Annotated in this window: 22 protein-coding genes, 4 tRNA genes and 4 rRNA genes; 18 read left to right on the forward strand and 12 right to left on the reverse strand. The window is 53.5% G+C overall.

What is annotated here, in order from left to right; genetic code table 11:
• The first annotated feature begins 8 nt into the window (after window positions 1-8).
• The 6 genes from dnaE to VRC33_RS04540 all read left to right on the forward strand — a co-directional run bounded on the left by dnaE (window position 9) and on the right by VRC33_RS04540 (window position 8,914).
• Window positions 9-3,491: a DNA polymerase III subunit alpha gene (dnaE, locus tag VRC33_RS04515; RefSeq protein ID WP_338561304.1), complete on the forward strand. Its 3,483-nt coding sequence runs from the start codon at window positions 9-11 to the stop codon at window positions 3,489-3,491.
• Window positions 3,492-3,503: 12 nt separating this feature from the next.
• A complete protein-coding gene (gene accA, locus VRC33_RS04520; protein WP_338561306.1) occupies window positions 3,504-4,463 on the forward strand; it encodes an acetyl-CoA carboxylase carboxyl transferase subunit alpha in 960 nt (319 codons plus the stop codon).
• 169 nt (window positions 4,464-4,632) lie between these two features.
• Entirely contained in the window at window positions 4,633-6,780 is a 2,148-nt protein-coding gene (locus VRC33_RS04525; protein WP_338561309.1) for a lysine decarboxylase LdcC, read from the forward strand.
• A 76-nt stretch (window positions 6,781-6,856) separates the two neighbouring features.
• Window positions 6,857-7,246, forward strand: coding sequence for a VOC family protein (locus VRC33_RS04530; protein ID WP_338561311.1), 390 nt, complete (start codon window positions 6,857-6,859; stop codon window positions 7,244-7,246).
• A gap of 61 nt (window positions 7,247-7,307) precedes the next feature.
• Window positions 7,308-8,606, forward strand: coding sequence for a tRNA lysidine(34) synthetase TilS (gene tilS, locus VRC33_RS04535; protein ID WP_338561313.1), 1,299 nt, complete (start codon window positions 7,308-7,310; stop codon window positions 8,604-8,606).
• On the forward strand, window positions 8,603-8,914 hold the full coding sequence (locus VRC33_RS04540) for a cytochrome c (protein WP_338561315.1): 312 nt from the start codon (window positions 8,603-8,605) through the stop codon (window positions 8,912-8,914). Before tilS ends, VRC33_RS04540 begins: the two co-directional genes overlap by 4 nt.
• 37 nt (window positions 8,915-8,951) lie before the next feature.
• Here VRC33_RS04540 and rof read toward each other — a convergent pair whose 3' ends face one another.
• Entirely contained in the window at window positions 8,952-9,215 is a 264-nt protein-coding gene (gene rof, locus VRC33_RS04545; protein ID WP_338561317.1) for a Rho-binding antiterminator, read from the reverse strand.
• Window positions 9,202-9,402 carry a YaeP family protein gene (locus tag VRC33_RS04550; RefSeq protein WP_034890070.1) on the reverse strand — a complete coding sequence of 67 codons (201 nt, stop codon included), beginning with the start codon at window positions 9,400-9,402 and terminating at the stop codon, window positions 9,202-9,204. The genes rof and VRC33_RS04550 overlap by 14 nt, the downstream gene beginning before the upstream one ends.
• A gap of 122 nt (window positions 9,403-9,524) precedes the next feature.
• Between VRC33_RS04550 and VRC33_RS04555 the strand changes: the two genes are divergently transcribed.
• Genes VRC33_RS04555 through VRC33_RS04565 form a run of 3 tightly spaced genes read left to right on the forward strand, consistent with a single transcriptional unit; the run spans window position 9,525 to window position 10,923 of the window.
• A complete protein-coding gene (locus VRC33_RS04555) occupies window positions 9,525-10,079 on the forward strand; it encodes a YaeQ family protein (protein WP_338561325.1) in 555 nt (184 codons plus the stop codon).
• On the forward strand, window positions 10,076-10,495 hold the full coding sequence (arfB, locus tag VRC33_RS04560) for an alternative ribosome rescue aminoacyl-tRNA hydrolase ArfB (RefSeq protein ID WP_338561328.1): 420 nt from the start codon (window positions 10,076-10,078) through the stop codon (window positions 10,493-10,495). Before VRC33_RS04555 ends, arfB begins: the two co-directional genes overlap by 4 nt.
• A gap of 29 nt (window positions 10,496-10,524) precedes the next feature.
• The gene (locus tag VRC33_RS04565) at window positions 10,525-10,923 is read left to right on the forward strand and encodes a copper resistance protein NlpE N-terminal domain-containing protein (protein ID WP_338561330.1); all 399 of its coding nucleotides are present in this window, start codon (window positions 10,525-10,527) and stop codon (window positions 10,921-10,923) included.
• Between the two features lie 47 nt (window positions 10,924-10,970).
• Here VRC33_RS04565 and proS read toward each other — a convergent pair whose 3' ends face one another.
• The 6 genes from proS to metN form a co-directional block, all read right to left on the reverse strand.
• Window positions 10,971-12,689 carry a proline--tRNA ligase gene (gene proS / locus VRC33_RS04570; RefSeq protein WP_338561333.1) on the reverse strand — a complete coding sequence of 573 codons (1,719 nt, stop codon included), beginning with the start codon at window positions 12,687-12,689 and terminating at the stop codon, window positions 10,971-10,973.
• Window positions 12,690-12,799: 110 nt separating this feature from the next.
• Window positions 12,800-13,507, reverse strand: a complete 708-nt coding sequence (tsaA, locus tag VRC33_RS04575; RefSeq protein ID WP_338561336.1) for a tRNA (N6-threonylcarbamoyladenosine(37)-N6)-methyltransferase TrmO — start codon at window positions 13,505-13,507, stop codon at window positions 12,800-12,802.
• Window positions 13,504-13,908 (reverse strand): Rcs stress response system protein RcsF, encoded by a 405-nt coding sequence (gene rcsF, locus VRC33_RS04580; protein WP_338561338.1) that lies wholly within the window; start codon window positions 13,906-13,908, stop codon window positions 13,504-13,506. Before rcsF ends, tsaA begins: the two co-directional genes overlap by 4 nt.
• A 142-nt stretch (window positions 13,909-14,050) precedes the next feature.
• Window positions 14,051-14,866 carry a MetQ/NlpA family lipoprotein gene (locus tag VRC33_RS04585; RefSeq protein ID WP_338561340.1) on the reverse strand — a complete coding sequence of 272 codons (816 nt, stop codon included), beginning with the start codon at window positions 14,864-14,866 and terminating at the stop codon, window positions 14,051-14,053.
• 32 nt (window positions 14,867-14,898) lie between these two features.
• Window positions 14,899-15,552: a methionine ABC transporter permease MetI gene (locus VRC33_RS04590; RefSeq protein WP_338561342.1), complete on the reverse strand. Its 654-nt coding sequence runs from the start codon at window positions 15,550-15,552 to the stop codon at window positions 14,899-14,901.
• Entirely contained in the window at window positions 15,545-16,576 is a 1,032-nt protein-coding gene (gene metN, locus VRC33_RS04595) for a methionine ABC transporter ATP-binding protein MetN (protein WP_338561344.1), read from the reverse strand. The genes VRC33_RS04590 and metN overlap by 8 nt, the downstream gene beginning before the upstream one ends.
• A 179-nt stretch (window positions 16,577-16,755) precedes the next feature.
• Here metN and gmhB point away from each other — a divergent pair, with 179 nt between their 5' ends.
• The 9 genes from gmhB (at window position 16,756) to VRC33_RS04640 (ending at window position 23,484) form a co-directional block, all read left to right on the forward strand.
• Window positions 16,756-17,316, forward strand: a complete 561-nt coding sequence (gmhB, locus tag VRC33_RS04600) for a D-glycero-beta-D-manno-heptose 1,7-bisphosphate 7-phosphatase (protein WP_338561347.1) — start codon at window positions 16,756-16,758, stop codon at window positions 17,314-17,316.
• 408 nt (window positions 17,317-17,724) lie between these two features.
• Window positions 17,725-19,267: ribosomal RNA gene (locus VRC33_RS04605) — 16S ribosomal RNA — on the forward strand.
• A 75-nt stretch (window positions 19,268-19,342) separates the two neighbouring features.
• A tRNA-Ile gene (locus VRC33_RS04610) sits at window positions 19,343-19,419 on the forward strand.
• 175 nt (window positions 19,420-19,594) lie between these two features.
• Window positions 19,595-19,670, forward strand: a tRNA-Ala gene (locus tag VRC33_RS04615).
• Window positions 19,671-19,872: 202 nt separating this feature from the next.
• Window positions 19,873-22,779 (forward strand): 23S ribosomal RNA (locus VRC33_RS04620).
• A 114-nt stretch (window positions 22,780-22,893) separates the two neighbouring features.
• Window positions 22,894-23,009: ribosomal RNA gene (gene rrf / locus VRC33_RS04625) — 5S ribosomal RNA — on the forward strand.
• 54 nt (window positions 23,010-23,063) lie between these two features.
• Window positions 23,064-23,139 (forward strand) — tRNA-Thr (locus VRC33_RS04630).
• A 31-nt stretch (window positions 23,140-23,170) separates the two neighbouring features.
• Window positions 23,171-23,286, forward strand: a 5S ribosomal RNA gene (rrf, locus tag VRC33_RS04635).
• Together the 16S, 23S and 5S rRNA genes with 4 tRNA genes alongside form the textbook arrangement of a ribosomal RNA operon.
• A 121-nt stretch (window positions 23,287-23,407) precedes the next feature.
• Window positions 23,408-23,484, forward strand: a tRNA-Asp gene (locus tag VRC33_RS04640).
• A 91-nt stretch (window positions 23,485-23,575) separates the two neighbouring features.
• Here the strand turns inward: VRC33_RS04640 and VRC33_RS04645 are convergent.
• From VRC33_RS04645 to VRC33_RS04660, 4 genes are read right to left on the reverse strand one after another with little or no spacing between them, the layout of a single operon-like run.
• On the reverse strand, window positions 23,576-23,923 hold the full coding sequence (locus tag VRC33_RS04645; RefSeq protein WP_338561350.1) for a PTS lactose/cellobiose transporter subunit IIA: 348 nt from the start codon (window positions 23,921-23,923) through the stop codon (window positions 23,576-23,578).
• Window position 23,924: 1 nt separating this feature from the next.
• On the reverse strand, window positions 23,925-24,236 hold the full coding sequence (locus VRC33_RS04650) for a PTS sugar transporter subunit IIB (RefSeq protein WP_338561352.1): 312 nt from the start codon (window positions 24,234-24,236) through the stop codon (window positions 23,925-23,927).
• Complete coding sequence (locus VRC33_RS04655) at window positions 24,211-25,695, reverse strand: leucyl aminopeptidase family protein (RefSeq protein ID WP_338564047.1); 1,485 nt, start codon at window positions 25,693-25,695, stop codon at window positions 24,211-24,213. Before VRC33_RS04655 ends, VRC33_RS04650 begins: the two co-directional genes overlap by 26 nt.
• Entirely contained in the window at window positions 25,688-26,653 is a 966-nt protein-coding gene (locus tag VRC33_RS04660; RefSeq protein ID WP_338561354.1) for a N(4)-(beta-N-acetylglucosaminyl)-L-asparaginase, read from the reverse strand. Before VRC33_RS04660 ends, VRC33_RS04655 begins: the two co-directional genes overlap by 8 nt.
• Window positions 26,654-26,655 lie beyond the last annotated feature (2 nt).

The raw sequence follows: 26,655 nt of genomic DNA on the forward strand, positions 1-26,655 counted from the left end.
GATCCAATATGGCCGAACCTCGTTTTATTCATTTACGCGTTCACAGTGACTACTCCATGGTTGATGGATTAGCCAAAACTGTGCCGCTGGTGAAAAAAGCTGCCTCGCTGGGCATGCCGGCCATCGGGATCACCGACTATCTCAACCTGTGCGGCCTGGTAAAATTCTATGGTGGCGCTCACGGTCAGGGCGTAAAGCCGATTATCGGGGCGGATTTTAAAGTCAGCAGCGAAGCGATGGGCGATGATCTGGCCCAGCTCACCGTGCTTGCTGCCAACAATGTGGGTTATCAGAATCTGACATTGTTGATCTCCAGAGCCTATCAGCGTGGCTATGGCGCCGCCGGACCGATTATCGATCGTGACTGGCTGATTGAACTCAGGGAAGGGTTGATCCTGATTTCCGGTGGACGCCGGGGCGATGTCGGCCAGATGTTACTGCGCGGCAATCATGCCCAGGTAGAAGAGTGTCTGGCGTTTTATCAGCTGCATTTTCCCGAATGCTACTATCTTGAACTGATCCGCACCGGCCGCCCTGATGAAGAGACCTGGGTACACGCCGGGGTTGAGCTGGCGATAAAACACGGTATTCCGGTGGTGGCAACCAATGAAGTCTGTTTCCTTGAAGAAGGGGACTTTGATGCACATGAAATCCGCGTCTCAATTCACGATGGTTTTACCCTCGACGACCCTAAAAGACCCCGAAACTACAGTCCTCAGCAATACCTGCGCACCGAAGAAGAGATGTGCGAGCTGTTCTCGGACATTCCCGAAGCGCTGGCTAACAGCGTAGAGATTGCTAAGCGTTGTAACGTGACTATCCGGCTGGGCGAATATTTCCTGCCGCAGTTTCCTACGGGGGAGATGAGCACCGAAGATTTCCTGGTGATGAAATCCCGCGAAGGACTGGAAGAACGTCTGGAGTTTCTCTTTCCCGATCCCGCTGTACGGGCAGAGAAGCGGCCTGAATATGACGATCGCCTTGAACTCGAACTGGGCGTTATCAACCAGATGGGGTTCCCGGGTTACTTCCTGATCGTAATGGAATTTATCCAGTGGTCGAAGGATAACGACGTGCCGGTAGGGCCGGGTCGTGGCTCCGGTGCGGGATCGCTGGTGGCTTACGCGCTGAAAATTACCGACCTTGATCCGCTGGAATTCGATCTGCTGTTTGAACGTTTCCTCAACCCGGAACGTGTTTCGATGCCTGACTTCGACGTCGACTTCTGCATGGAAAAGCGCGATCTGGTGATTGAGCATGTGGCCGAGATGTATGGCCGTAAAGCGGTATCGCAGATTATCACCTTCGGTACCATGGCGGCTAAAGCGGTTATTCGTGACGTGGGTCGCGTGCTGGGCCACCCTTATGGTTTTGTCGATCGCATCTCTAAACTGATCCCGCCCGATCCAGGCATGACGCTGGAGAAAGCCTTTGCGGCAGAACCCCAGCTTCCGGAAATTTACGAAGCTGACGAAGAAGTGAAAGCGCTGATCGATATGGCGCGGAAACTGGAAGGCGTCACGCGTAATGCCGGTAAGCATGCCGGGGGCGTGGTGATCGCGCCAACCCAGATTACCGACTTCGCACCGCTTTATTGCGATGAGAATGGCAACTATCCGGTCACGCAGTTCGACAAAAATGATGTGGAATATGCCGGTCTGGTGAAGTTCGACTTCCTCGGCCTGCGTACGCTGACCATCATCGACTGGGCGCTGGAGATGATCAACGCCCGTCGTGAGAAGCAGGGCGAACCGCCGATAGATATCGCCGCGATACCGCTTGAAGATAAAAAAAGTTTCGATATGCTGCAGCGCTCGGAGACCACGGCGGTGTTCCAGCTTGAATCCCGCGGCATGAAAGATCTGATTAAACGCCTGAAGCCAGACTGCTTCGAGGATATGATCGCGCTGGTGGCCCTGTTCCGTCCTGGCCCGCTGCAATCTGGCATGGTAGATAACTTTATTGACCGTAAGCACGGACGTGAAGCGATTTCCTATCCGGACATCGAATGGCAGCACGAATCCCTGAAGCCGGTGCTGGAGCCGACCTATGGCATCATCCTGTATCAGGAACAGGTAATGCAGATTGCCCAGGTGCTGGCGGGTTACAGCCTTGGCGGTGCGGATATGCTGCGTCGTGCGATGGGTAAAAAGAACCCGGTCGAGATGGCCAAGCAGCGCGGCGGGTTTGAGGATGGCGCTAAGTCGCGTGGCATTGATGGTGAGCTGGCGATTAAAATCTTTGACCTGGTGGAGAAATTTGCCGGCTACGGTTTTAACAAATCCCACTCCGCCGCCTATGCGCTGGTCTCTTATCAGACACTGTGGCTGAAAGCGCACTACCCGGCGGAATTTATGGCCGCGGTAATGACCGCCGATATGGACAACACCGAGAAGGTGGTGGGGCTGGTCGACGAATGCTGGCGCATGGGGCTGAAAGTGTTGCCGCCAGATATCAACTCTGGCCTGTACCAGTTCCACGTTAACGATGAGGGTGAGATCGTTTACGGCATCGGCGCGATCAAAGGCGTCGGCGAAGGCCCGATTGAAGCGATTATTGAAGCACGTAATGAAGACGGCTATTTCCGGGAGCTGTTTGATCTCTGTGCGCGCACAGACACCAAAAAGCTGAATAAGCGGGTGCTGGAAAAACTGGTGATGTCCGGGGCGTTTGATCGCCTTGGCCCGCACCGTGCAGCGCTGATGAGCGCATTGCCTGAAGCGCTGAAAGCAGCCGATCAGCATGCCAAAGCGGAAGCTACCGGCCAGGCTGATATGTTCGGTGTGCTGGCAGAAGAGCCGGCACACATCGAAAAATCTTATGCAGATATCAAGCCCTGGCCTGAACAGATTCAGCTGGATGGCGAAAGAGAAACTCTGGGGCTTTACTTAACCGGGCACCCGATCAATCAGTATCTGAAAGAGATCGAGCGCTACGTTGGGGGAACGCGCCTTAAAGACATGCATCCAACTGACCGTGGCAAAATGACCATGGCTGTTGGTCTGGTGGTGGCGGCCCGCGTAATGGTAACAAAACGCGGTAACCGTATCGGCATCTGTACGCTGGACGATCGCTCTGGTCGTCTGGAAGTGATGCTGTTTACCGATGCACTTGAGAAGTTCCAGCATCTGCTGGAAAAAGACCGTATCCTGATCGTCAGCGGACAGGTCAGCTTCGATGACTTCAGTGGGGGGCTCAAAATGACCGCCCGCGATGTGATGGACATTGATGAAGCCCGTGAAAAATATGCACGCGGGCTTGCTATCTCGCTGACGGACAGGCAAATTGATGACCAGCTTTTAAACCGTCTCCGTCAATCCCTGGAACCTTATCGTTCGGGGACTATTCCGGTACATCTCTATTACCAGAGAGAGGATGCACGGGCGAAGTTGCGCTTTGGCGCAGCATGGCGCGTGTCACCCAGCGATCGTTTGCTCAATGAGCTACGTTCGCTGATAGGGTCGGAGCAGGTGGAACTGGAGTTTGACTAAAACAGGAATATTATGAGTCTTAATTACCTGGATTTCGAACAGCCAATCGCAGAACTTGAAGCGAAAATTGATTCGCTCAAGTCGGTTGGCCGTCAGGATGAAAAACTGGATATTAATCTGGATGAAGAAGTTCAACGTCTGCGTGAAAAAAGCGTAGAGCTGACTCGCAAGATCTTCTCCGATTTAGGTGCATGGCAGATCGCGCAGCTGGCGCGTCACCCTTTGCGTCCTTATACGCTGGACTATGTCCGCAACGTATTTACTGATTTTGACGAGCTGGCTGGCGATCGCGCCTATGCGGATGATAAAGCCATTGTTGGCGGTATCGCTCGTCTGGAAGGTCGCCCGGTGATGATCATTGGTCATCAGAAAGGCCGCGAAACCAAAGAGAAAATTCGTCGTAACTTCGGCATGCCGGCACCAGAAGGCTACCGTAAGGCGCTGCGTCTGATGGAGATGGCCGAGCGTTTCAATATGCCGATCATCACCTTTATCGACACGCCAGGTGCTTACCCGGGTGTGGGTGCAGAAGAACGCGGTCAGTCTGAGGCTATCGCACGCAACCTGCGTGAGATGTCTGGCCTGACAGTGCCGGTTATCTGCACCGTCATCGGTGAAGGCGGTTCCGGTGGTGCGCTGGCCATCGGCGTGGGCGACAAAGTAAATATGCTGCAGTACAGCACCTATTCGGTGATTTCACCGGAAGGCTGTGCGTCAATTCTGTGGAAAAGCGCGGACAAAGCGCCACTGGCTGCAGAAGCGATGGGCATTGTGGCGCCTCGTCTGAAAGAGCTGAAGCTGATCGATACAGTGATCCCTGAACCACTGGGTGGTGCACACCGCAACCCGCTGGCAATTGGTGCCTCACTGAAAGCCCAGCTGCTGGCTGATTTAGCCGATCTGGATGTACTGAGTAAAGAAGAGCTGCTGGACCGTCGTTACCAGCGTCTGATGAACTACGGCTACGCCTGATAGCTGACCGGCTCGCAAAGGCGGGTTCCGGACCCTGACTGTTGTGGAGAGTAATCTTCCGGCAGCCTGGCGTCGGAACCCGCTTTTTTTATGCCCCTGAATTTTTCCCCATCCCCGGCGTCATCTTCGCTATGCTTACCCCCAGCAGTATTAATACCAGGAGGTAAGTTTGAATATCATCGCGATCATGGGACCGCATAACGCATTCTATAAAGATGAACCCATCCGTGAGCTGGACGGATCGCTGAAAACCCAGGGATTCCAGACCATCTATCCCAAAGATGCCAACGACCTGCTCAAGCTGATTGAACACAATCCCCGAATTTGCGGCGTGGTCTTTGACTGGGATGAGTACAGCATGGATTTGTGCAGCGAGATCCAATTGCTGAACGAGTATCTGCCGCTCTACGCTTTTATCAACACTCACTCCACTATGGACGTGAGCATCAATGAAATGCGCATGGCTATCTGGTTCTTTGAATATGGTTTGGGCGCGTCAGAGGAGATCGCTGAGCGCATTCGCCAGTACACCAACGAATACATTGATACCATTACGCCGCCGTTGACCAAAGCGCTGTTCACTTACGTGAAAGAGGGCAAATACACCTTCTGTACGCCAGGCCATATGGCCGGTACGGCTTTCCAGAAAAGCCCGGTAGGCACGCTGTTTTATGACTTCTTCGGCGCCAACACGCTGAAAGCGGATATCTCAATTTCCGTTACTGAACTGGGATCGCTGCTTGATCATACCGGCCCGCATCTGGAAGCCGAAGAGTACGTGGCCCGCACCTTTGGCGCCGAGCAGAGCTACATGGTCACCAACGGCACCTCCACCTCCAATAAAATTGTCGGAATGTATGCCGCAGCAGCAGGCAGCACGGTACTGATTGACCGTAACTGTCACAAATCGCTGACCCATTTGCTAATGATGAGTGACATCATTCCCATCTGGCTGAAGCCCACCCGTAATGCGCTGGGCATTCTTGGCGGCATCCCGAAGAGAGAGTTCACTAAAGAGAGCATTGCGCTGAAAGTCGCTCAGACCGAACGGGCAACCTGGCCGGTCCATGCGGTAATTACCAACTCTACCTATGATGGCCTGCTGTATAACACGCAATACATTAAAGAGACGCTGGACGTCCCGTCGATTCATTTCGATTCTGCCTGGGTGCCCTACACCAATTTCCATCCCATCTATCAGGGGCTCAGCGGCATGAGCGGTGAACGCACGCCGGGGAAAGTGATCTACGAAACCCAGTCGACGCACAAACTGCTGGCGGCTTTCTCCCAGGCTTCGTTAATTCATATCAAAGGCGACTACGACGAACAGACGTTCAACGAAGCCTATATGATGCATACCACCACTTCGCCTAATTATGCCATTGTCGCTTCGATTGAGACGGCTGCGGCAATGCTCAGGGGGAATCCCGGCAGGCGGCTGATCAACCGTTCGGTGGAGCGGGCCCTGCATTTTCGTCGTGAAGTGCAGCGGCTGCGTGAAGAGTCTGAAGGATGGTTCTTCGATATCTGGCAGCCGGAGGGGGTCGATGAGCCAGAATGCTGGGCGATCCAACCCGGTGAAGAGGAGTGGCATGGCTTTTTGGATGCGGATGCCGATCATATGTATCTGGATCCGATCAAAGTTACTATTCTGACGCCCGGCATGAGCGAACAGGGAATGATGTCCGAAGAGGGCATCCCGGCGGCGCTGGTGGCAAAATATCTGGACGAGCGCGGCGTAGTGGTGGAAAAAACCGGCCCGTACAATCTGTTATTCCTGTTCAGTATCGGCATAGATAAAACCAAAGCAATGAGTGTGTTACGTGGGCTGACTGAATTCAAACGAGCCTACGATCTTAATCTGCGGGTCAAAAACATGCTGCCGGATCTTTATGCTGAGGATCCTGACTTCTACCGGAATATGCGGATCCAGGATCTGGCTCAGGGGATCCACACGCTGATCCGCGATCATGATCTTCCACGTTTGATGTTGCAGGCCTTTGACACGCTGCCCGAAATGAAAATGACGCCACATCAGATGTTTCAGCAGCAGGTGAAGGGCAATATCGAAACGGTGGAGATCGGTAAGCTCGTCGGACGCATCTCTGCCAATATGATCCTGCCTTATCCGCCGGGTGTTCCGGTGGTCATGCCGGGTGAAATGATTACCGAGGAGAGCAGGGCGGTACTCGATTTTCTGCTGATGCTCTGCACTATCGGTAAACATTACCCCGGTTTTGAAACCGATATCCACGGTGCGAAGCTGACGGAAGAGGGTGAGTATCTGGTGCGCGTGTTGAAAACGCCGGGCAAATGATTCCAGAATTGTGCCCTTGTCGGCAGGCAGGAGCTTGCGTAGGGTAGGGCACAGAAGCCACGATCAAGGAGTTATTATGTTAGGTATCAAGCAGGTTCACCATATCGCTATTATCGCCAGCCAGTATCAGGTGAGTAAGGCCTTTTACTGCGATATTCTGGGCTTTACCCTGATGGGCGAGGTGTACCGTGAGGCGCGTGATTCCTGGAAAGGGGACCTGGCCCTGAACGGCGAATACACCATAGAGCTGTTCTCCTTCCCCTCTGTTCCCACGCGGCCTACTCAGCCTGAAGCCTGCGGCCTTCGTCATCTGGCCTTCACGGTGGAGGATATTGAGGCGGCTAAACAGCACCTGGAAAGGCACGGCGTAGTTTGCGAACCTGTCCGCGTCGATCCATTGACGGACAAGCGTTATACCTTCTTCCCGGATCCGGATGGTTTGCCGCTGGAGCTTTATCAGGCGTAATATAGGGCCATACTGACCCGGTCAGCCCTGACCGGGTCGCCAGCGCCCAAACGGAATTTTCATGTCACTTCATGCACTTGCTCAGCACCTCGCCGGACATCAGCATCTGCTGGTGGGGTTCAGTGGCGGGCTGGATTCAACCGTCCTGCTGCACCAGCTGGTGAGGCTACGTCAACAACAGCCCGACCTTCATCTTCGTGCAATCCACATTCATCATGGCCTGAGCCCCCTGGCGGATGGCTGGGTTGAACATTGCCGCCAGCAGTGCCAGAGCTGGAAGGTCGAGCTGGATGTGGTGCGAGTCACGCTGGAGAAAGACAAAGGGATTGAAGCCGCAGCCCGTAAGGCCCGCTATCAGGCTTTTTCTGAACAGTTGCGGTCTGGCGAATGCCTGCTCACCGCTCAGCATCAGGACGATCAGTGTGAAACGCTGTTGCTGGCGCTTAAGCGTGGCAGTGGGCCTGCCGGGCTGGCTGCCATGCCGTTACAGAGCCTGTTAGGAAGCCACAGGCTGTTACGCCCGCTGTTGTCTCAAACGCGCCAGAATCTGGAATCCTGGGCTGAGGAGCATGCGCTGTGCTGGATAGAAGATGAGAGCAATCAGGACACCCGATTTGATCGTAATTTTCTTCGTCAGGCAGTGATCCCCACGCTGGTTACCCGCTGGCCGCACTTTGGCCGCGCGGTAGCCCGCAGCGCCCAGTTATGTGGTGAGCAGGAACAGCTGCTGGATGAGTTACTGGCGGAGTCACTCAGCGAACTGGTGGGCGAGGCGGGCGGGCTGTCATGGCGTCCGTTACTGGCGATGAGTGAGGTTCGCCGGGCAGCACTGCTCAGGCGCTGGATTGCTCTGCAGCAGGGGCTGATGCCCTCCAGAGAGTCTTTACAACGTATCTGGCAGGAAGTGGCCTGTAGCCGTGAAGATGCCGACCCCCGCATGCGCCTGGGAAATCATGAAGTACGGCGTTTTCGTGACCGACTTTACTGGCTGGCGCTGAGCGAGCCGGTGGCCGGGGTGATCCTGAACTGGCCGCTGGCTGAAACAACCCTAGCTCTGCCTGAAGGGCTGGGCTGTCTGCGATGGGATGAGCAGGGCATTCAGGTGCGTGCTCCCCTGCCTGGAGAAGCGGTCAGCGTGCGGTTTCAGGCAAAAGGCAAATTCCATATTCTTGAGCGGGCAGGTAGCCGGCCCCTGAAAAAAATCTGGCAGGAGAGGGGCATCCCTCCCTGGCTGAGAGAACGTACACCCTTACTTTTTTATGGCGAGACTTTGATCGCCGCAGCAGGGCAGTTTGTGACCCGGGAAGGTAATCCGGAAAACCAGCCCTGCTGGCACCTGAACTGGATACAAGCGCAATGAAAAAAACAGCGTTAACCCTGGCACTTCTCGCTTTTGGTTTACCCTGCCTGGCTGACGGCAATATTCAGGCAGGCCAGCAGAAGGCCAGCCGCTGCCAGGCCTGTCATGGTACGGCGGGGAAAGCGAACGTTCCACTTTATCCTCATCTGGCCGGGCAAAATGCAGCCTACCTGAGCCATGCGTTACAGGCTTATCAAAAAGGTGAGCGAAATGGCGGACAGGCGGAAGTGATGAAGGCGTTTGTTTCGGGACTTAGTGCGGGGGATATTGACGATTTGGCTGCGTATTATGCCTCGCTGAAACCCTGAAGAGGAGGCTGGGGCGGAAAGGATTCCGCCCGGGGGATTAATCAGATTCGCTGACCACTACGGTGCCCAGTTCCGGATGACTGTAGCTGGCGATATGGTCCAGCCGCAGTTCACGAATTTCGCCCGAAAGATCGATAGCCAGATATTCAACGTTTTTACGTGACACCATATCAGTGGCTTTGGCATTGAGTTTTTCACCATCTTTCAGTTCCAGGGCCAGCATCCAGCTGTTCTGGCAGGCGAGTTCCAGTTGGTCGTAATCGTCGCAGTTTATCGGTTTGTAGGCTTCATTCGTCAACATAATCGCTCACCAATAAGTTTGCAGCAGCAAAAGCTGCCTGTTCCCTGATGGAAGAGTGTAGCTCAGGATTTGCCGCTACCTCATCAAGTGCCTTTAAAACGCAACCTAATGCGTCTGGCACATATCCCAGATCGCCGCTGCCAATTTCAGCGTACTTGCGGCGAACTAATTCACAATATTTTTGCATGGACACCTCACTCAGGGTTGCTCTTTAACGACTATAACACAGGCTTTTGCGTGAAATCAGCCTGACGGCGAGTGATTTGCTGTGTCAACGGGTTACAATAGCCCATTACGATAAGGAACCCCATGGCACTTAAAGCGACAATTTATAAAGCGACGGTTAACGTTGCAGATATGGACAGAAATGTTTTTCTCGACAGTAACCTTACGCTGGCCCGCCATCCGTCAGAAACGGAAGAGCGGCTGATGCTGCGGCTGTTAGCCTGGCTGGTGAACGCCCATGAGCGGCTGCTTTTTACCCGGGGCTTAAGTGCAGAAGATGAGCCAGAGATCTGGCTGATGAACGACCATAACGGGATTGAAGTCTGGGTTGAGCTGGGCCTGCCGGAAGAGAGAAGGGTGAAAAGAGCCTGTAATCGCTCAGCCAGCGTATACTTATACACCTATAACGGGCGGGCCGCGCAGGTCTGGTGGCAGCAAAACCAGAGCAAGCTGGCCCAGCAGGATAACCTGACCGTGCGTTTTCTGGATGATGAGCAGCTGAAAGCGTTAACGCTTCTGGCATCACGCTCGATGACGTTGCAGGCGACGATTCAGGATGGCACTATCTGGCTTTCCGACGAGCAGAACCATCTTGAGCTACGTTTCACCGACTGGTTGATTAACGGCAAACTGGTATGATTATTCTGTCACGTAACGTCACCATTCCCGACAGCGAGCTGGAACTGACCGCTATCAGGGCCCAGGGAAACGGCGGACAGAATGTAAATAAAAGTTCGACCGCAATACATCTGCGCTTTGATATTCCGGCTTCCAGCTTGCCGGAATTTTATAAAGAGCGCCTGATGGCAGTCAGCCACCATCTGATCACGCCGGAAGGCGTGGTGATCATCAAGGCTCAGGAGTACCGCAGTCAGGAGATGAACCGGGAAGCCGCACTTAAGCGACTGGAGAATCTGATTCAGGAACTGACCGTTGTCGAGAAAGCACGACGGGCAACACGCCCCACACTGGCCTCCAAAAAACGCCGGTTAGAGGGAAAGGCGCGCAAAGCCACCACTAAGTCGCTGCGCGGTAAAATGCGCGGTACTGATTAATTGCCTGAGGCTGAAGCAGGAGAGACAAGGTGAAAAAAATTGTAGTAGCCCTGTTTGTGACGTTCTTTTTTGGGTCACTTTTAGGCTGTCAAAATCACGAGTCGGTTTCCGCCGCGCAAACGCCAGAGACTATGGCACAGCAGTTTCAGGGCGTAATCCCCTGTGCGGATTGCGAAGCTATTCAGGTTTCATTGTCCCTGCAACAGGGCGGACGTTACAGTCTGCAAGAGCACTATCTGGGGTCGGACAATGTTCAGATTAACCAGCAGGGAACATGGACGAGAACGGCAGAGAAGCTGGTGCTGATTTCCGATCGGGGAGAAAAACGTTATTTCCGTCCGCTGGACAACGGGCTGGAGATGATGGATACCCACGGGAATCCTGTTGAATCGGCTAACAGTTACCGGCTGGCACCGGTAAAATCCTGATGCTGAAAAGCAGGGCGGAGAAGTGAATCCCCCGCCCTGTCAGTTCATCAGGCGTTGATTTCGCTGACCAGGAAATCAAGGATTTCGCCGGTTTTAATTATGCGCTTTTCACCTTCACGACGGGATTTGTACTCAACCTCTTCGCTGTCCAGGTTACGGTCGCCGATAACAATAGTGTGCGGTACGCCGATCAATTCCATATCTGCAAACATCACGCCCGGACGCTCTTTACGATCGTCAAGGATCACATCAATGCCTTTCGCGCGCAGCTGGCCATAAAGCTCCTCCGCCAGCTCTTTCACGCGGAAAGATTTGTGCATATTCATCGGCAGAATAGCAACCTGGAACGGAGCAAGCGCCGCTGGCCAGATAATGCCACGGTCGTCATGGTTCTGTTCAATCGCAGCGGCGACGATACGGGTGATACCAATACCGTAACAGCCCATGGTCAGTACCTGATTGCGGCCATCTTCACCCTGAACGGAAGCTTTCATCGCTTCTGAGTACTTGGTGCCCAGCTGGAAAATATGACCAACTTCAATGCCGCGCTTAATCTGCAAAGTCCCTTTACCGTCCGGGCTGGCATCGCCTTCCACCACGTTACGGATATCTTCCACGCGTGGAAGCGGTAAATCGCGCTGCCAGTTGATGCCGGTGAAGTGCTTACCATCCACGTTTGCGCCAGCGCTGAAGTCGCTCATCACCGCGACTGTACGGTCAATCACGATCGGCATTGACAGACCAACAGGGCCCAGCGAGCCGGGACCAGCGCCAACGATAGCGCGGATCTCTTCTTCAGTGGCGAAGGTCAGCGGCGTTGCCACCAGATCGACTTTCTCCGCTTTGATCTCATTCAGCTCATGATCGCCGCGTACCAGCAGGGCAATCAGCGCATGACCGCTCTCTTTGGTCGCTTTAACCATCAGAGTTTTGACGGTTTTTTCAATCGGCAGGTTGAACTGTTCTACCAGCGCGGCAATGGTTTTTGCGTCCGGCGTGTCAATTTCCTGCATCACCTGTTTCGCATCTGCACGGCCGCCAGCAGGCGCGACAGCTTCAGCGAACTCAATGTTGGCCGCGTAGTCGGACTCTGTGGAGAAAATCACATCATCTTCGCCGCTCTCAGCCAGCACCTGGAATTCATGCGAGGCGCTGCCGCCGATAGAGCCGGTATCCGCCTGAACGGCGCGGAAATCCAGCCCCATGCGTTTAAAGCTCTGGCTGTAGGCACGGTACATATCATCGTAGGTCGCCTGCAAAGACTCCTGCGAGGCATGGAAAGAGTAAGCATCTTTCATGATGAACTCACGCGAGCGCATCACCCCAAAGCGGGGACGGACTTCGTCACGGAATTTGGTCTGGATCTGAAACACATTCAGCGGCAGCTGCTTGTATGAGCTCAGTTCATTACGGATCAGATCGGTAACCACTTCTTCATGCGTCGGGCCAAGCACAAAAGGACGATCGCCACGGTCAACGAAGCGCAGCAGCTCCGGGCCATATTGCTCCCAGCGTCCGCTTTCCTGCCACAAATCGGCAGGCTGAACCACCGGCATAGAAATCTCAATAGCACCGGCGTTGTTCATCTCTTCACGCACGATGTTTTCAACTTTTTTCAGTACGCGCAGACCGGTCGGCAACCAGGTGTATAAACCGGAGGCCAGCTTGCGGATCATCCCGGCACGCAGCATCAGCTGGTGGCTGATCACTTCAGCGTCGGCAGGCGTCTCCTTTTGGGTGGAGAGCAGATATTGAGTAGTACGCATGAGTTACGATTCCAGTTAAGCGGAAGGCTAATCGAAGTAAGCAGAGCCAAAAAATTCTGGCGGCTAGTGTAACAGCGTGTCCGAAGACTCAAAAGATGCAGGAAGATAAATTAACGGCGATCCAGGGCAATCACCTGGGTTCCTGCGGCATTTACGCACCAGCGGACGTTGAAATCCAGCAGCCAGGCAGCGTATTCACGTTCCGGCTCCTCACCTTTACGGTAAGCAGGACGGGGATCCTGCGCCAGAACCTGGGTAATAAAGCGTTCAAGATGCGGGTATTCCACGAAGGAGTGGGCGAGCTGTTGCTGCGCCAGCGGGGAGAACGTCACGGGCATGGTCGCAACAGGTGCCTGTTGTGCAAAGCCTGCCCGGGCATCCGCAACGGATTCGGCAAAGGGCAGATAAGGTTTAATATCCACTACCGGGGTGCCATCCACCAGATCCAGGCTGCCCAACTCCAGCACCACGCCACCTTTCTCCGTACGAATCCCTTTCAGTTCAACTAACGACATGCCAACAGGGTTAGGCCGGAAGGTGGAACGGGTGGCGAAGACGCCCATTCTGGCGTTGCCACCCAGGCGGGGAGGGCGCACGGTTGGACGCCAGCCACCTTCCATCGTCTGATGGAAGATAAACAGCACCCAAAGATGGCTGAAGGCTTCCAGCCCACGAACGGCCTCGGGCTGATTATAAGGGGCGTGAAGATGAAGTTCTCCGCCACCATCCTGAATCAGGCCCGGCTGACGGGGAACGGCAAACTTCTCCTTCCAGGGGGAGTGGATCGTGCCGATTTGCTGGAAGGAAAATGCACTCATTGATCGGAGACTTTCAGCGCTGAACCCTGACAAATGGCCTGGCGGTAACAGCCCTGCGCATTACTGACGATTTCACACTGGTGAACCAGAACCGCATTGGCTTTCATAGAGGAAGCACGGATCTGCATTCTTTTGCGGGCGGTGTTCAGATTTGGGGGAGAACTTTGGGCGCTGGCCTGACAGTCATCACCATACACTTCACCCAAATCGCGGAAAGGTTTACTGACCAGGTCGCTGGCATCGGTATAGAGTTTCACCGGCGCAGGTCGTGGCTGAGGTTTGCTGCGTTCTGGCTGAGTTTGTGTCTTCTGCGGAAAGGGTTCGACAGGCTTATAGGGCTTGTGCAGCAGCGAACACCCTGTCAGCGAAAGGGCTAACAAACAGAGCGGTAAAACACGCATGGGAAATCCTCATGTCATAAAAAAGTGGCGTTATTGAAACAAGCCTTCGGGGAAATAACAAGCGCTTAAGAAGGCAAAAAGCGGGCAAAAGCCCGCTTCAGGTAGTGAAAGGCATCAGGGGCGGTAATCACCGCCGCTGCAATTACCAGCCTTTAACGGCGCCGCCGTTGAAAATCTTGTTAGCGGCTTCGTTGACTTCGTCAGACTGGTAAGCCTGAACGAATTTCTTCACGTTTTCCGCGTCTTTGTTATCTTCGCGTGCAACAATCATGTTCACATAAGGTGAATCTTTGTCTTCCACGAAGATGCCATCTTTTGCCGGAGTCAGGTTAATCTGGCTGGCGTAAGTGGTGTTGATCACTGCCAGAGCGATCTGCTGATCGTCCAGTGAACGTGGCAGCTGTGGCGCTTCCAGCTCAACCAGCTTGATGTTTTTCGGGTTCTCGACCACATCCAGAGAGGTTGGCAGCAGGCCGGTGCCTTCTTTCAGTTTGATCAGACCCACTTTCTGCAGCAGCAGCAGTGAACGACCCAGGTTAGTAGGATCGTTAGGAATAGCTACCTGAGCGCCGTTCTGCAACTCATCCAGCGATTTGATTTTCTTTGAATAGCCCGCGATTGGGTAAACAAAGGTGTTGCCTACGGAAGTCAGCTTATAGCCACGATCTTTGATCTGCTGATCCAGATAAGGCTTGTGCTGGAAAGCATTGACGTCGATATCGCCTTTGCTCAGCGCTTCGTTCGGTAACACGTAATCGTTGAAGGTGACCAGCTCAACATCCAGACCGTATTTATCTTTAGCAACCTGTTTGGCCACTTCAGCAACCTGCTGCTCGGCACCTACGATCACACCGACTTTAATATGGTTTGGATCTTTCTCTTGCTGATCGCAACCAACCAGCGCCAGGGTACCAATCAGCGCGCCCACAGCGGCAAATGTTTTAAAGTTAAAAGACATATCCCTTTTCCTTAATCTAATCGAACTGTTGTTTATTTGTGTGTGACTGCACGTGCAATGCGGTCGCCACAGAACTGAATCAAATACACTAAAACAACTAACAACACTAATACCGTATTCATCACTGTAGCGTTATAACCGATATAACCGTACTGAATACCGATCTGGCCCAAACCTCCGGCCCCTACAGCACCACCCATTGCTGAGTAGCCGACGAGGGTAATCAGGGTGATGGTTGCCGCATTGATTAATCCGGGCATCGCTTCGGGCAGCAGCACTTTTTTCACGATTTGTAACGGTGTGGCACCCATCGCGCGGGAAGCTTCAATCAGCCCGCCGGGCAGTTCAAGCAGGGTGTTCTCAACCATACGGGCAATAAAAGGTGCGGCGCCAATGGTCAGTGGCACAATGGCCGCCTGAAGACCAATTGAAGTTCCCACAATCATGCGGGTGAACGGAATCATCCATACCAGCAGAATAATGAAGGGGATCGCACGGAAGATATTGACCACCGCAGAGAGTGAACGATACAGCGAACGGCTTTCAATAATCTGCCCCGGACGGGTGACATACAGCAGCACGCCAAGGGGCAGGCCAATAACAAAGCCGAAGAAGCCGGAGACAAAGGTCATCACCAGCGTCTCCCAGACACCCCGGCAGAGAAGAAGGATCATCGCCTCAGACATAACCTAATACCTCAACCTTTACATGATGCTCTTTCAGGAAAGCAATTGCCGCCTGAGTGTCGGCTTCTGTGCCATGCATTTCAGTCAGCATAATGCCGAACTTCACGCCGCCCGCGTAATCCATCTGGGCACTGATAATATTGTTATTCACCGTAAAGCGACGGGCAGACTCTGACAGTAGCGGTGCATCCACGGACTTGCCGGTAAACTCCAGACGTAATAAAGGTACGCTGTCTGGTTTGCTCTCGGCGGACAGGCGAAGGCTGTAGTCTTCCGGAATATCCAGATGCAGCGTCGACTGAATGAATTGCTGCGCCAGCGGGGTTTTGGGATGAGAGAACACTTCACTGACTTTGTCCTTCTCAATCAGCTCACCATTACTGATCACCGCGACCTGATCGCAAATGCGTTTCACCACATCCATTTCATGGGTGATCAACAAAATGGTGATGCCCAGACGACGGTTGATGTCTTTCAGCAGCTCAAGAATGGAACGGGTGGTGGCCGGGTCAAGGGCGCTGGTGGCTTCATCGCACAGCAGCACTTTTGGATTGGTTGCCAGAGCACGGGCAATAGCCACACGCTGTTTCTGTCCGCCAGAGAGGTTAGCAGGCCAGGAATCCTGTTTATCGGCCAGACCGACCAGTTCCAGCAACTCCTTCACGCGTGCATTAATGTCATTGCGCGAAAGCTTGCCCAACTCCAGTGGCAGTGCAACGTTGCCGGCCACGGTGCGGGAATTCATCAAATTGAAGTGCTGAAAAATCATGCCGATCTGGCGGCGAGCCTGGGTCAGCTGGCTGTCAGAAAGGCTGGTAAGATCCTGATTATCGACCAGCACTGTGCCGGATGACGGACGCTCAAGCAAATTGACGCAGCGGATCAAGGTACTTTTCCCCGCTCCCGATGCGCCAATAACGCCATAAATCTGTCCGGCAGGCACGTGCAGGCTGACATCAGACAGCGCTGTAATAGTGCGTGTGCCCTGCTGGAACACTTTGGTAATAGAGTTAAGTTTTATCATTTTATTATCGTAGTGCAGTTATCCGTGGCGTGTATTTAGTGCATCGCCCTCGGGCGAAATGCGAGTGGATGGTAAGGCATCCAGACGTCTAAATCAATCAAAGTCATTCAATCTGCGATTCTCACCTGAAGCGCAATCATGCGATACTCTACGGCAACATTAGTAGCAGGAGTTTCTACGTGGCAAACAAAATCCCCGCAATATTTCTCGATCGCGATGGCACCATGAATGTGGATAAAGGGTACGTTCATGAGATCGACAACTTCCAGTTTATCGATGGCGCTATAGAAGCGATGCAGGAACTGAAGAAAATGGGCTATGCGCTGGTAATGGTAACCAACCAGTCAGGTATCGCCCGGGGCCTCTTTACTGAGGATACCTTTATGCAGCTGACCGAATGGATGGACTGGTCGCTGGCCGATCGTGAAGTTGACCTGGATGGCATCTACTTCTGTCCTCACCATCCGGAGGCAGTAATAGAAGAGTATCGCCAGCAGTGTGATTGCCGTAAGCCTCAACCCGGCATGTTGCTGTCAGCACAGCAAGAGTTGAACATCGATATGGCTGCTTCTTATATGGTTGGCGATAAAATTGATGACATGCTGGCAGGTAAAGCAGCGGGTGTGGGAATAAAGGTATTAGTTCGCAGCGGAAAGCCTGTAACGGAAGAGGGTGAAAATGCAGCGGATTGGGTGATTAACAGCCTTGCAGACCTGCCTGCACGTATCAAACAGAGGTAAAAAGCAGCGTTCTGTGTGAACTTTCAGCGAACGATTAAAAAGTTCAGATTTGTACTTGCCTTCCCGCGGCGCATCCCTATAATGCGCCTCCATCGACACGGAACAACGGCTTAACAGTCACCGGGTTGAGAGGTTCAGGAAGCTGAACCGCCGGAGAAAAACTTCTGAAAAAGACGTTGACTCTGAAGGAGGATAGCGTAGTATACGCCACCTCGCAGTAAGTCGCCACGGCGCTTACCGCACCGCTCTTTAACAATTTATCAGACAATCTGTGTGGGCACTCGCAGGATTGATATCAGCGTCTTTGGACGCAAAAAATATCAAGCCTTAAGAGTGAACACATAATGAAATTCATTATGACGTTTTACACTTGAGCATCGCTGCACTTGTTGCAGCAAATCGAACTTTTAATTGAAGAGTTTGATCATGGCTCAGATTGAACGCTGGCGGCAGGCCTAACACATGCAAGTCGAACGGTAGCACAGAAGAGCTTGCTCTTCGGGTGACGAGTGGCGGACGGGTGAGTAATGTCTGGGAAACTGCCTGATGGAGGGGGATAACTACTGGAAACGGTAGCTAATACCGCATAACGTCTTCGGACCAAAGTGGGGGACCTTCGGGCCTCACGCCATCGGATGTGCCCAGATGGGATTAGCTAGTAGGTGGGGTAATGGCTCACCTAGGCGACGATCCCTAGCTGGTCTGAGAGGATGACCAGCCACACTGGAACTGAGACACGGTCCAGACTCCTACGGGAGGCAGCAGTGGGGAATATTGCACAATGGGCGCAAGCCTGATGCAGCCATGCCGCGTGTATGAAGAAGGCCTTCGGGTTGTAAAGTACTTTCAGCGGGGAGGAAGGCAATAAGGTTAATAACCTTGTTGATTGACGTTACCCGCAAAAGAAGCACCGGCTAACTCCGTGCCAGCAGCCGCGGTAATACGGAGGGTGCAAGCGTTAATCGGAATTACTGGGCGTAAAGCGCACGCAGGCGGTCTGTCAAGTCAGATGTGAAATCCCCGGGCTTAACCTGGGAACTGCATTTGAAACTGGCAGGCTAGAGTCTTGTAGAGGGGGGTAGAATTCCAGGTGTAGCGGTGAAATGCGTAGAGATCTGGAGGAATACCGGTGGCGAAGGCGGCCCCCTGGACAAAGACTGACGCTCAGGTGCGAAAGCGTGGGGAGCAAACAGGATTAGATACCCTGGTAGTCCACGCCGTAAACGATGTCGACTTGGAGGTTGTGCCCTTGAGGCGTGGCTTCCGGAGCTAACGCGTTAAGTCGACCGCCTGGGGAGTACGGCCGCAAGGTTAAAACTCAAATGAATTGACGGGGGCCCGCACAAGCGGTGGAGCATGTGGTTTAATTCGATGCAACGCGAAGAACCTTACCTGGCCTTGACATCCACGGAATTCGGCAGAGATGCCTTAGTGCCTTCGGGAACCGTGAGACAGGTGCTGCATGGCTGTCGTCAGCTCGTGTTGTGAAATGTTGGGTTAAGTCCCGCAACGAGCGCAACCCTTATCCTTTGTTGCCAGCGAGTAATGTCGGGAACTCAAAGGAGACTGCCGGTGACAAACCGGAGGAAGGTGGGGATGACGTCAAGTCATCATGGCCCTTACGGCCAGGGCTACACACGTGCTACAATGGCGCATACAAAGAGAAGCGACCTCGCGAGAGCAAGCGGACCTCATAAAGTGCGTCGTAGTCCGGATCGGAGTCTGCAACTCGACTCCGTGAAGTCGGAATCGCTAGTAATCGTAGATCAGAATGCTACGGTGAATACGTTCCCGGGCCTTGTACACACCGCCCGTCACACCATGGGAGTGGGTTGCAAAAGAAGTAGGTAGCTTAACCTTCGGGAGGGCGCTTACCACTTTGTGATTCATGACTGGGGTGAAGTCGTAACAAGGTAACCGTAGGGGAACCTGCGGTTGGATCACCTCCTTACCTGAAGATACTTTCCCGCGTAGTGTCCACACAGATTGTCTGATGAAAAAGTAACGAGCAGAAAAAAACCTCTACAGGCTTGTAGCTCAGGTGGTTAGAGCGCACCCCTGATAAGGGTGAGGTCGGTGGTTCAAGTCCACTCAGGCCTACCAAATTTCATCTCATGCGGCGTTATGCGCGCGGTCGTTTACGAAAGGTAAACTTCCCTTCCGCATGCCTTGCCTGAGTGGAAATTACATCCTTCTATTTATATAAGGATGTAATGACGTTTTCGTGTCAGAGCGAAAACGGACTCCTGGTAGTAGATGGTCTCTGCAGTAACTGTATGGGGCTATAGCTCAGCTGGGAGAGCGCCTGCCTTGCACGCAGGAGGTCAGCGGTTCGATCCCGCTTAGCTCCACCATACAGTTCACTAAAAAATACTTCAGAGCGTACCGGCAACGGTGTGCTGCGAAGTATTATGCTCTTTAACAATCCGGAACAAGCTGAAAATTGAAACGACGCGTCGTTTTCATTCTCCGTAATAAGAATGAAATTTACGACGCGGTCGAGTCTCTCAAATGCTCGCAACAGCTCGTGTCCTCCGGGACGCTTGTGGGTTGTGAGGTTAAGTGACTAAGCGTACACGGTGGATGCCTAGGCAGTCAGAGGCGATGAAGGGCGTGCTAATCTGCGATAAGCGTCGGTAAGGTGATATGAACCGTAATAACCGACGATACCCGAATGGGGAAACCCGGTGCACTTTGGTGCATCATTGCATGGTGAATACATAGCCATGCAAGGCGAACCTGGGGAACTGAAACATCTAAGTACCCAGAGGAAAAGAAATCAACCGAGATTCCCCCAGTAGCGGCGAGCGAACGGGGAACAGCCCAGAACCTGAATCAGTTTGTGCATCAGTGGAAGCGTCTGGAAAGTCGCAGGGTACAGGGTGATACTCCCGTACACGAAGATGCACTTACTGTGAGTTCGATGAGTAGGGCGGGACACGTGACATCCTGTCTGAATATGGGGGGACCATCCTCCAAGGCTAAATACTCCTGACTGACCGATAGTGAACCAGTACCGTGAGGGAAAGGCGAAAAGAACCCCGGCGAGGGGAGTGAAACAGAACCTGAAACCGTGTACGTACAAGCAGTGGGAGCACCTTCGTGGTGTGACTGCGTACCTTTTGTATAATGGGTCAGCGACTTATATTCTGTAGCAAGGTTAACCGTATAGGGGAGCCGCAGGGAAACCGAGTCTTAACTGGGCGTTAAGTTGCAGGGTATAGACCCGAAACCCGGTGATCTAGCCATGGGCAGGTTGAAGGTTGGGTAACACTAACTGGAGGACCGAACCGACTAATGTTGAAAAATTAGCGGATGACTTGTGGCTGGGGGTGAAAGGCCAATCAAACCGGGAGATAGCTGGTTCTCCCCGAAAGCTATTTAGGTAGCGCCTCGTGAACTCATCTCCGGGGGTAGAGCACTGTTTCGGCTAGGGGGCCATCCCGGCTTACCAACCCGATGCAAACTGCGAATACCGGAGAATGTTATCACGGGAGACACACGGCGGGTGCTAACGTCCGTCGTGAAGAGGGAAACAACCCAGACCGCCAGCTAAGGTCCCAAAGTCATGGTTAAGTGGGAAACGATGTGGGAAGGCACAGACAGCCAGGATGTTGGCTTAGAAGCAGCCATCATTTAAAGAAAGCGTAATAGCTCACTGGTCGAGTCGGCCTGCGCGGAAGATGTAACGGGGCTAAACCATGCACCGAAGCTGCGGCAGCGACGCGTAAGCGTTGTTGGGTAGGGGAGCGTTCTGTAAGCCGTCGAAGGTGGACTGTGAGGTCTGCTGGAGGTATCAGAAGTGCGAATGCTGACATAAGTAACGATAAAGCGGGTGAAAAGCCCGCTCGCCGGAAGACCAAGGGTTCCTGTCCAACGTTAATCGGGGCAGGGTGAGTCGACCCCTAAGGCGAGGCCGAAAGGCGTAGTCGATGGGAAACAGGTTAATATTCCTGTACTCGGTGTTACTGCGAAGGGGGGACGGAGAAGGCTATGTTGGCCGGGCGACGGTTGTCCCGGTTTAAGCGTGTAGGCTTGAGTTCCAGGCAAATCCGGAACTCTTTAAGGCTGAGGCGTGATGACGAGGCACTACGGTGCTGAAGCAACAAATGCCCTGCTTCCAGGAAAAGCCTCTAAGCATCAGGTAACACAGAATCGTACCCCAAACCGACACAGGTGGTCAGGTAGAGAATACCAAGGCGCTTGAGAGAACTCGGGTGAAGGAACTAGGCAAAATGGTGCCGTAACTTCGGGAGAAGGCACGCTGGCGCGTAGGTGATGGGACTTGCTCCCGGAGCTGAAGCCAGTCGAAGATACCAGCTGGCTGCAACTGTTTATTAAAAACACAGCACTGTGCAAACACGAAAGTGGACGTATACGGTGTGACGCCTGCCCGGTGCCGGAAGGTTAATTGATGGGGTTATCCGCAAGGAGAAGCTCTTGATCGAAGCCCCGGTAAACGGCGGCCGTAACTATAACGGTCCTAAGGTAGCGAAATTCCTTGTCGGGTAAGTTCCGACCTGCACGAATGGCGTAATGATGGCCAGGCTGTCTCCACCCGAGACTCAGTGAAATTGAACTCGCTGTGAAGATGCAGTGTACCCGCGGCAAGACGGAAAGACCCCGTGAACCTTTACTACAGCTTGACACTGAACATTGAGCCTTGATGTGTAGGATAGGTGGGAGGCTTTGAAGCGTGGACGCCAGTCTGCGTGGAGCCAACCTTGAAATACCACCCTTTAACGTTTGATGTTCTAACCTGGCGCCATAATCTGGCGTGGGGACAGTGTCTGGTGGGTAGTTTGACTGGGGCGGTCTCCTCCTAAAGAGTAACGGAGGAGCACGAAGGTTAGCTAATCACGGTCGGACATCGTGAGGTTAGTGCAATGGCATAAGCTAGCTTGACTGCGAGAGTGACGGCTCGAGCAGGTGCGAAAGCAGGTCATAGTGATCCGGTGGTTCTGAATGGAAGGGCCATCGCTCAACGGATAAAAGGTACTCCGGGGATAACAGGCTGATACCGCCCAAGAGTTCATATCGACGGCGGTGTTTGGCACCTCGATGTCGGCTCATCACATCCTGGGGCTGAAGTAGGTCCCAAGGGTACGGCTGTTCGCCGTTTAAAGTGGTACGCGAGCTGGGTTTAGAACGTCGTGAGACAGTTCGGTCCCTATCTGCCGTGGGCGCTGGAAGATTGAGAGGGGTTGCTCCTAGTACGAGAGGACCGGAGTGAACGCACCACTGGTGTTCGGGTTGTCATGCCAATGGCATTGCCCGGTAGCTAAGTGCGGAAAAGATAAGCGCTGAAAGCATCTAAGCGCGAAACTTGCCTCGAGATGAATCTTCCCTGGGTCCTTGAGACCCCTGAAGGGACGTTGAAGACTACGACGTTGATAGGCCGGGTGTGTAAGCGCAGCGATGCGTTGAGCTAACCGGTACTAATGACCCGTGAGGCTTAACCTTACAACACCAGAAGCGTTCTGGTGGGCGTCTGAGAGACGAAAAAGAGATTTTCAGCCTGTTCGATAACGGATTGATTTACGTGGCCTGCGAGGGCGGCGTGAACAACAGAATTTGCCTGGCGGCTTTAGCGCGGTGGTCCCACCTGACCCCATGCCGAACTCAGAAGTGAAACGCCGTAGCGCCGATGGTAGTGTGGGGTCTCCCCATGCGAGAGTAGGGAACTGCCAGGCATCAATTTATAAACAGTCAATGTGTAGTGTCCATTTTCTGTAAGAAATAAGCGTGCTGATATGGCTCAGTTGGTAGAGCGCACCCTTGGTAAGGGTGAGGTCCCCAGTTCGACTCTGGGTATCAGCACCAGTAATAAAACGTAAGTACGTAAAAGAATTTGCCTGGCGGCTTTAGCGCGGTGGTCCCACCTGACCCCATGCCGAACTCAGAAGTGAAACGCCGTAGCGCCGATGGTAGTGTGGGGTCTCCCCATGCGAGAGTAGGGAACTGCCAGGCATCAAATTAGAAGCTGTAGAAAAGTGATAACACTGTTCGCAACTTCAGAGCCTTTCAGGTGACATGAAAGGTGAAAGTAACACCTGATACAGACATTGTCTGCATTCAGTACAGAATCGGTGGAGCGGTAGTTCAGTTGGTTAGAATACCTGCCTGTCACGCAGGGGGTCGCGGGTTCGAGCCCCGTCCGTTCCGCCACTTAAACATGAAGCCCTGAGTCATCTGACTCAGGGCTTTTTTGTTGCTGAAAATCAGTACAATTTCCCGAACTTTTCTTACCTCAGCCCGCTTAATGAGAGTGAAGCAGGGCATTGTTTGAGAGATTCACTCCCTCTAACTTTTTATGCAGCGCGATGATTTCGCGCCCCATCTCCAACAGCATTATGGCGTTCATCAGATGATCCTGGGCATGAACCATGACCAGATAAACCGGAATTTTTCCACTTCCTTCATCCGCTTCAATCAGTCTGGTCTGCACAAGGTGAGCACCGGATAAGGCCTCCTGGGCCTGCTGCATAGACTCTTCTGCCAGCAAATAATTATCCTCTTCACGCGCATAGCGAATTGCCTGAAAAATCAGGCTTCGGGCATGGCCGGCATGCGTAATTAACGCCATCACTTCATTTTCAAGATCCATATCAAGCCTCGTTTATCAGGGCAAGCGCCTGATCCAGTACTCTGTCCCCTTTGAGGGTGCCGTAAGCCATCATGTCGATACAGGCGATCTTCCTGTTATGCTCAATGGCGATCTTTTCACACTCGGCAAGTTTATACCTGACCTGTGGCCCCAGCAGAGCAACGTCATATTCATGCACTATGGTCTTATAATCACGGACAGAGCGGGCACAGATCTCAGCATCAGTCCCGCGTGCTTTTGCGGCCTCCTGCATTTTTTTCACCATCAGGCTGGTCGACATTCCCAAATCACAAAGTAGAAGGATCTTTTTCATTATATTGCTCCAGGCGACCCAGCAGATGCTGGATCAAAAGGGGGATTGGACGCCCTGTGGCCACGCTTCGGCCACTTTCACGCCACAGTGCGGTGCCGCTTATATCCAGATGTGCCCAGGGGATAGCATCAGGACAAAAGCGACTCAAAAACCAGGCTGCCGAGGAAGCTATGGCGGCATTATTAGTCGGGGTATTACAGAGATCGGCGATGTGGCTTTCCGCCTGTTTACTGAAGCGGCTATCCAGAGGCAACGACCAGACAGGATCGCCACTTTGGCACCCGGCCTGAGTAAGCGCACTGCGAAGCGACTCGTTCTCAGTCATCAGGCCGCTGAGATCGTAACCCAGCGCTTTGACCACCGCCCCGGTAAGCGTGGCGAGGTCTATGATGTATTCGGGCGGATGGCCCTCACTGTTACGAAGTCTGGCTGCCCAGGCGAGAGCATCAGCCAGCACCAGCCGTCCCTCGGCATCGGTATTATTGATTTCAACAGTCAGCCCACTGTAGCTGGTTGCGACATCGCCGGGACGCATTGCTGCCGGGCCCACCATATTTTCGGCCAGGGCCAGCACGCCAACCAGCTGTACGGGTAATTTCATTTCGGCAACGGCCAGCAGCAGGCCGAAAACATTGGCCGCGCCGCACATGTCATACTTCATGGTGTACATGCCCTCGCCATTTTTCAGCCACAGGCCGCCGGTATCAAAAGTGATCCCTTTGCCTGCATATGCTGCAAAAGGAGCGCTCTGAGCCCCCAGATAATGGACGATCATCAGACGGGGAGGATTACAGGCCCCTTTTCCCACCGCCTCCAGCAGGCCCAACCCCTGTGCGGCAATCTGTGTTTCATCCAAAACTTCGCAGGTGAGCGCCGGGTAAGGGGCAATCAGACGCCTGACTTCATCGACAAAAAACACCGGCGTACAGTGTTCACCTGGCAAGTCGGCCAGGCGACGTGCTGCCATCATCCCTTTTGCTGTAGCTGCCACCTGAAACAATCGGGCCTGCAGTCCGCTCAGTTGATGAGGCAGGGAATAAAAAACCATCTGGTCGATACGCGATGCAGGTTCGCTGGTTTTCAGGCCAAGATCGCTTAGCTGATAATCCAGGTTAAAAAGAAAATGCAGCAGCGTATTCAGGCCGGAAGTGTCCCGATCAAACAGGCTGCAATCCACAATAAGACGTGTGCAGGTTGAATCCCGCAGTAACGGGCGTAGAGCATTCGTCAGTGAACGGATTTTGGTATCCTGCCAGAACGAATCAGGGAGAAGAGTAATACGGCCAACCGGATCGCAACCGTAAGCACAATCCGCTGGATCTTTCAGGGCCGTACTCCGCAGCGCCTGCAACAAACCGGCGTTAACCGGTAATGACATCATCGGACTGCTGGCGTAGCTGATGATATGAGTGTTGAGATCCAGCTCAGGTAACTTATCGATTGGCTGATAGCTAATCATCATGGTTCTCCTCCACAGGGGCGCGAATACGCTGTGCATAATCCACCAGCCATTGTTCACTGGCCGGTGAGTAAAAGGTTTGTCCGTCATGCCGCTCAGCAAGAAATACGGTAGCGGGAAGAAGGGCGGTGGCCACGACAAAGGAGAAGGTTTTGATGTTGGTTGCAGCGCCAAACTCGCCCTGCGTATTCATGCATACCACCGATAAATCGCCCACCCGACCAAAACGGCTCATCAGTTTGTCTTCGAGTTCGAACACTACCGAGTCCGCAGCCTGCTGAGGTGACATTCCCTGCTGAAGGCGGCGCACAATCTCATAACTGGTGCAGCCTTTCATCAGGTCTTCACCCACACCTGTAGCCGTAGCGGAGCCGGTCTGGCTGTCACAATAGAATCCCGACCCTATGATTGGCGAATCCCCCAGCCGACCCCGGCGCTTCATAAACAACCCACTGGTAGACGTTGCCACGCTCATTGAGCCCTGCCGATCCAGAGCGATGATGCCTACGGTGTCATGACCATCGTAGGGGCTAAGCCCCTTATCAATAGTCTCGCGGCAGCGTTTGCGGTAATGCTGCCCTGCGCGGTCGGTGAGCATAGGTTTTCCGGTGAAACCCTGGCTGAGCGCCCACTCGCGTGCTCCTGTACCGACCAAAACGCTGTTGAAGCGTTCGCGACTCAAGGCCTGCGCCACCTTCACCGGATTGGCGATATCCATCAGATTCCCCACGGCCCCAAAGGCCAGCGTGTCACCGTCCATAAAAGCCGCATCCAGTTCCACCTCGCCATTTTCGGTGGGCAATCCGCCGTAGCCGACCGATTTGTAAAACGGGAAATCCTCCACTTCCGCCACCGCATCAACCACGCTCCGGGCAGCACTTGCTCCCTGACTGAGCTTTTCGCTGGCGTGGGTGACCCCTTCAAGCGCCATACGCCAGGTTGCAATCATTCCCCACATCG

Source organism: Erwinia sp. E_sp_B01_1, from assembly GCF_036865545.1.
Taxonomy (GTDB): Bacteria; Pseudomonadota; Gammaproteobacteria; order Enterobacterales; family Enterobacteriaceae; genus Erwinia.

Coding starts and splice junctions, on each gene's coding strand:
- dnaE (WP_338561304.1), top strand. CDS start 9: ATGGCCGAACCTCGTTTTATTCATTTACGCGTTCACAGTGACTACTCC.
- accA (WP_338561306.1), top strand. CDS start 3,504: ATGAGTCTTAATTACCTGGATTTCGAACAGCCAATCGCAGAACTTGAA.
- VRC33_RS04530 (WP_338561311.1), top strand. CDS start 6,857: ATGTTAGGTATCAAGCAGGTTCACCATATCGCTATTATCGCCAGCCAG.
- tilS (WP_338561313.1), top strand. CDS start 7,308: ATGTCACTTCATGCACTTGCTCAGCACCTCGCCGGACATCAGCATCTG.
- VRC33_RS04540 (WP_338561315.1), top strand. CDS start 8,603: ATGAAAAAAACAGCGTTAACCCTGGCACTTCTCGCTTTTGGTTTACCC.
- rof (WP_338561317.1), bottom strand. CDS start 9,215: ATGTTGACGAATGAAGCCTACAAACCGATAAACTGCGACGATTACGAC.
- VRC33_RS04550 (WP_034890070.1), bottom strand. CDS start 9,402: ATGCAAAAATATTGTGAATTAGTTCGCCGCAAGTACGCTGAAATTGGC.
- VRC33_RS04555 (WP_338561325.1), top strand. CDS start 9,525: ATGGCACTTAAAGCGACAATTTATAAAGCGACGGTTAACGTTGCAGAT.
- arfB (WP_338561328.1), top strand. CDS start 10,076: ATGATTATTCTGTCACGTAACGTCACCATTCCCGACAGCGAGCTGGAA.
- proS (WP_338561333.1), bottom strand. CDS start 12,689: ATGCGTACTACTCAATATCTGCTCTCCACCCAAAAGGAGACGCCTGCC.
- tsaA (WP_338561336.1), bottom strand. CDS start 13,507: ATGAGTGCATTTTCCTTCCAGCAAATCGGCACGATCCACTCCCCCTGG.
- rcsF (WP_338561338.1), bottom strand. CDS start 13,908: ATGCGTGTTTTACCGCTCTGTTTGTTAGCCCTTTCGCTGACAGGGTGT.
- VRC33_RS04585 (WP_338561340.1), bottom strand. CDS start 14,866: ATGTCTTTTAACTTTAAAACATTTGCCGCTGTGGGCGCGCTGATTGGT.
- VRC33_RS04590 (WP_338561342.1), bottom strand. CDS start 15,552: ATGTCTGAGGCGATGATCCTTCTTCTCTGCCGGGGTGTCTGGGAGACG.
- metN (WP_338561344.1), bottom strand. CDS start 16,576: ATGATAAAACTTAACTCTATTACCAAAGTGTTCCAGCAGGGCACACGC.
- VRC33_RS04645 (WP_338561350.1), bottom strand. CDS start 23,923: ATGGATCTTGAAAATGAAGTGATGGCGTTAATTACGCATGCCGGCCAT.
- VRC33_RS04650 (WP_338561352.1), bottom strand. CDS start 24,236: ATGAAAAAGATCCTTCTACTTTGTGATTTGGGAATGTCGACCAGCCTG.
- VRC33_RS04655 (WP_338564047.1), bottom strand. CDS start 25,695: ATGATTAGCTATCAGCCAATCGATAAGTTACCTGAGCTGGATCTCAAC.
- VRC33_RS04660 (WP_338561354.1), bottom strand. CDS start 26,653: ATGTGGGGAATGATTGCAACCTGGCGTATGGCGCTTGAAGGGGTCACC.